The organism is Megasphaera sp. DJF_B143 (assembly GCF_900320625.1).
Taxonomy (GTDB): Bacteria; Bacillota; Negativicutes; order Veillonellales; family Megasphaeraceae; genus Megasphaera; species Megasphaera hexanoica.
On the sequence record NZ_ONTA01000091.1, the window covers coordinates 1 to 3805 of the forward strand.

5 protein-coding genes and 1 pseudogene are annotated in these 3805 nt (G+C 49.3%); 2 read left to right on the top strand and 4 right to left on the bottom strand.

Annotated elements, in window-relative coordinates; all coding sequences use genetic code 11:
* Positions 1–298, bottom strand: a pseudogene (locus DBO31_RS09425) (mechanosensitive ion channel family protein); the annotation flags it as partial.
* 178 nt (positions 299–476) lie between these two features.
* Between DBO31_RS09425 and DBO31_RS09430 the strand changes: the two are divergent.
* Together DBO31_RS09430 and DBO31_RS02595 are read left to right on the top strand one after the other, a co-directional pair.
* On the top strand, positions 477–662 hold the full coding sequence (locus DBO31_RS09430) for a hypothetical protein (RefSeq protein WP_234995361.1): 186 nt from the start codon (positions 477–479) through the stop codon (positions 660–662).
* 2 nt (positions 663–664) lie between these two features.
* Complete coding sequence (locus tag DBO31_RS02595) at positions 665–1579, top strand: LysR family transcriptional regulator (RefSeq protein ID WP_234995362.1); 915 nt, start codon at positions 665–667, stop codon at positions 1577–1579.
* A 4-nt stretch (positions 1580–1583) separates the two neighbouring features.
* Here DBO31_RS02595 and DBO31_RS02600 read toward each other — a convergent pair whose 3' ends face one another.
* From DBO31_RS02600 to DBO31_RS02610, 3 genes are all read right to left on the bottom strand, one after another.
* Entirely contained in the window at positions 1584–2156 is a 573-nt protein-coding gene (locus DBO31_RS02600) for a DapH/DapD/GlmU-related protein (protein WP_059077389.1), read from the bottom strand.
* A 29-nt stretch (positions 2157–2185) separates the two neighbouring features.
* On the bottom strand, positions 2186–3346 hold the full coding sequence (locus DBO31_RS02605) for an alpha/beta hydrolase (RefSeq protein WP_200817440.1): 1161 nt from the start codon (positions 3344–3346) through the stop codon (positions 2186–2188).
* Positions 3347–3518: 172 nt separating this feature from the next.
* A partial coding sequence (locus DBO31_RS02610; protein ID WP_304466340.1) for a flavodoxin occupies positions 3519–3805 on the bottom strand: 287 nt, incomplete at its 5' end.

Sequence of the window (3805 nt, forward strand, 5' to 3'; positions counted from 1 at the left end):
TGACGACACTGTGATAATGATAGGACAAGATATGCTGGACGAAATCGGGCAGATTGAGGATATCCTTGGTCAGACGGATTCCCAGGAGGATGCCCAGCAGGGTCGGCATGAAGCGGAAGACATTGCGCCAGCTGTCCCGCGGGACTTTCGTCACGCGGCTCAATACCTCGATGACGCCCCGGAAGACGCCGTGCAGGATGGCGATGCCGATGATGATAAATAAAATAAAGGCCAGGAAATGCACGTGCGGCCCGCCGTGTTCCAGCTCAAAGGTAAACGTATTGACAATGTAATCCATAAAAAAATCCTCCCCCGAAGAAACAAATCAGAAAGTACGATTTATTATACTCCGGAGAAGGACAAACAACAACTCAAGAACGGTTACAGTTCCATGTCATTTATGATATGACACCTTTATTGTAAGGCCCTTCCAAAAGGCGTATACTAAAGAAAAATCAGCCTATAGGAGTGACATCATGGAAATACGGACCCTGCAATACTTCCTGGCCGTCGCCAGGGAACAGAATATGACCGGTGCGGCGAATATAGCCGTCACCGTCTCATGTCTCGCAGCCTGGAAAAAACACCAGCTCCTGTCGCCGACGTGCGAAGCCTTTTTGAAAGGCCTGAAAGAAGAGATTTATCTACCAGGAAAGGATTGATAATGATGTTAGATTTACGGGTACTCAATTATTTCCTCACCGTCGCCCGAGAAGAAAGCATTACCCACGCAGCCGAAGCCCTGCACTTGTCCCAGCCGACACTGTCGCGGCAGTTGCGTGACATGGAAGAGATGCTGGGAAAAGAACTGATGATCCGCGGCCCCCGTCGCATTACGCTCACCGAGGAAGGCCTATTCCTGAAAAAGCGGGCTGAAGAAATCCTGTCTTTAGCCAGCCATACGGAACAGGAACTGCGCAGTGACGATACGGAACTAAACGGAAACATCCGCATCGGTTCGGCTGAATCCGACAGTGTCCGCTTCATCATGCAGACTGCCCATAAACTGCAAAGCCACTACAAGAACCTCCATTTCCACGTTACCAGTGGCGATGGACAGGCCATCATGGAAGCCCTCGACAAAGGACTCATCGACATCGCCGTCGTCTACGGTCATGTCGATACGGAAAAATATGAGGTCCTGCCCTGCCCATACACCGATCACTGGGGCCTTCTTTTGCAGCGCAGCCACCCGTTGGCAGCCAGGGAGGCAATCCGGCCACAAGATTTATGGTCGGAAAATCTCATCCTGTCCCAGCAGGTATTGCAAGCCAACAGCCATGGCAATAAATTGCAGACATGGATAAAAAAGCCCTTTGCCGAATTGAACATCCAGGCAACCTACAATCTGGCCTATAATGCATCCCTCATGGTCCGCGAAGGGCTGGGGTCCTGCATCATGTTGGAAAAAATCATCAACGTGCCACCCTATGACCCGGCGCTCTGCTTCCGCCTCTTGGACCCGTTGTTGGAGGATACCCTGTTCATCGTATGGAAACGATTCCAAATATTCTCCAAAGGGACCCAGCAATTCATCCATCTCTTGAAGGAAGAGGCAGAAAAAATAAGCCAGCTATAAAACCTCACTGTTCAATGTTTTTGATAAAGTGAGCCGGTACGCCGCCGACGACAGTATACGGTGGGACGTCCCGGTTCACGACGGCACCGGCTGCGACGATGGCATAACGGCCGACAGTGACCCCAGCTGTTATGGTCGCATTAGCCCCAATCCAGACGCCTTCATGCAGGACAATCCGGCCCGGCATGAGCTCACTCCGTTTATCCGGGGCTGGATGATGATTGAGCGTAGCTAGGACAACATTATGTCCAATGAGGACATTATCGCCGATGAAAATACCTCCCTGGTCCTGGAACTTGCAGCCGCTATTGAAGAAGACATTCTTGCCAAGATGGATATTCTTGCCAAAATCCGTATAAAACGGTGGAAAGAAGGCAAATGTATCATCGACAGGACGGCCGATGAGCCGTGAAAAAAGTTGGCGCAGTACTTCCGGTTCATGGTACTGTGTATTGATTTCCATGAGAATCTTCTGCGCCTGTCGGCTGTAAAAGCGCATGGTTTCAATTTCGTCTGCTGTCGTACCGATGACCGGCTCCCGGCTCCATCGTTTCAAGGCTTGCGACAAAGATAACATATGAAGGATCCTTTCTAAGGTGCTTACTTTTATTTCAAGGCATCGTCAAAAAATTGGACCAAATCGGCAAAAGGAATCTTATCCATCTGATCATATAAATCGGTATGCGTAGCCCCGGGAACAACGATTTCCCGTTTCGGAGCCTTTAATTTAGCATACGCCGCATCGGCAAAGTATTTCGAGTGAGCTTTCTCACCGGTAATGAGCAGGACCGGACGCGGGCTGATTTCATCAATGTGTTCCATGAGAGAGAAGTTGAAGAATCCATACGGCGTTGTCGAATCCCAGGCCAGTGTATTGGAGTTGATGGACCGCGGATGATATGCCCGCCCTACGTAATAATCATAAAATCCTTTCACTACACTATTTGCATCGGCTGGCAGTTTGTCTGGAAACATCGTATCATGAGAAATGACATGTCCCTGCGCATCGACGGCCAGTTCATGCGAGCCCGGGATAGCTTTCCCTTCTTTGGCTTCTTTGTCCCGCATAACAGCCAAATGTTCCTTCACTTTTTCCCGCTGTTCCGGCGTATAGTAATCTCCTTGATAGTGATTGCGGATACTGTCGGACATATCATACATCGCTGAAGTTGCGACGGCTTTGATGCGCGTGTCATTGGCAGCAGCCGTCAGGGCCATACCGGACAGACCACAGATGCCAATAGCCCCTACTTTATCGGGATTGACGAATTTCAAATTACTGATGAAATCGACAGCAGCACTATAATCTTCTACAAAGATATCAGGCGAAGCCATATTACGGCGCGTACCCCCGCTTTCTCCAGTCATGGACGGATCAAAGGCGACAGCAACATATCCGTGTTTTGCCATTTCCTGAGCATATAAGCCGGAAGATTGTTCTTTGACAGCGCCGAAAGGCCCCGAAACGACGACGGCCTTATATTGCTTCTGGGCATCGAAATTTTTCGGCAAATAAAGGTGGCCAGCGATGTCGAAACCATAACGGTTCTGAAAGCGGACATTCTTCGCTTCAATCTTGGGGTCAACCTTGAATACCCGTGTATCATTCGTTAATTCGCTGATGGAAGACTGTTTCATCTGCGATCTCGCCTGCAAAACCGCTGCCGGTGTCGCCGCATATGCGGCACCCGTGCCGAATCCAGAAAAGGGAAAGGTACTCACCCATAAAGCAGCCGCTATTAATAAGGCTTTCTGATGTTTTTTCATGTTACATTCTCCTTTTTCAACACTTTTGAAACTCTCTATTGCTTGATTACAGTATACTTTGCTATCTATTGAATAACAAATACCTATGAACTTTGTTAATCAATGCTTTTTTGCTATGATTATTTAAATAAAAAGAAGGCTGCCTTATTCAGACAACCTCCTTCTTTTTCTATCAGCGATTCAGGCTCTGAACCCACTGCTGAACCGTACTTTCCGACACATTGGACGGGAAACGCTTGCCTTCCAGCCAGCTGCCCGTGCCAGCCATCTGTTGCAGCTGTCTGCCGCTGTCGCCGAGGCCCGAACTGGCCGACGTGGCAAAGGGGATGACCGTCTTGCCACTGAAGTCATTGTGCTTGACAAAAGTATCTACCGGCCAGGCAGCGATGCCCCACCAAATAGGATACCCGATAAAGACCGTATCGTAGCCTTCCCAGTTGTCGGCCTTATCCTTGACCA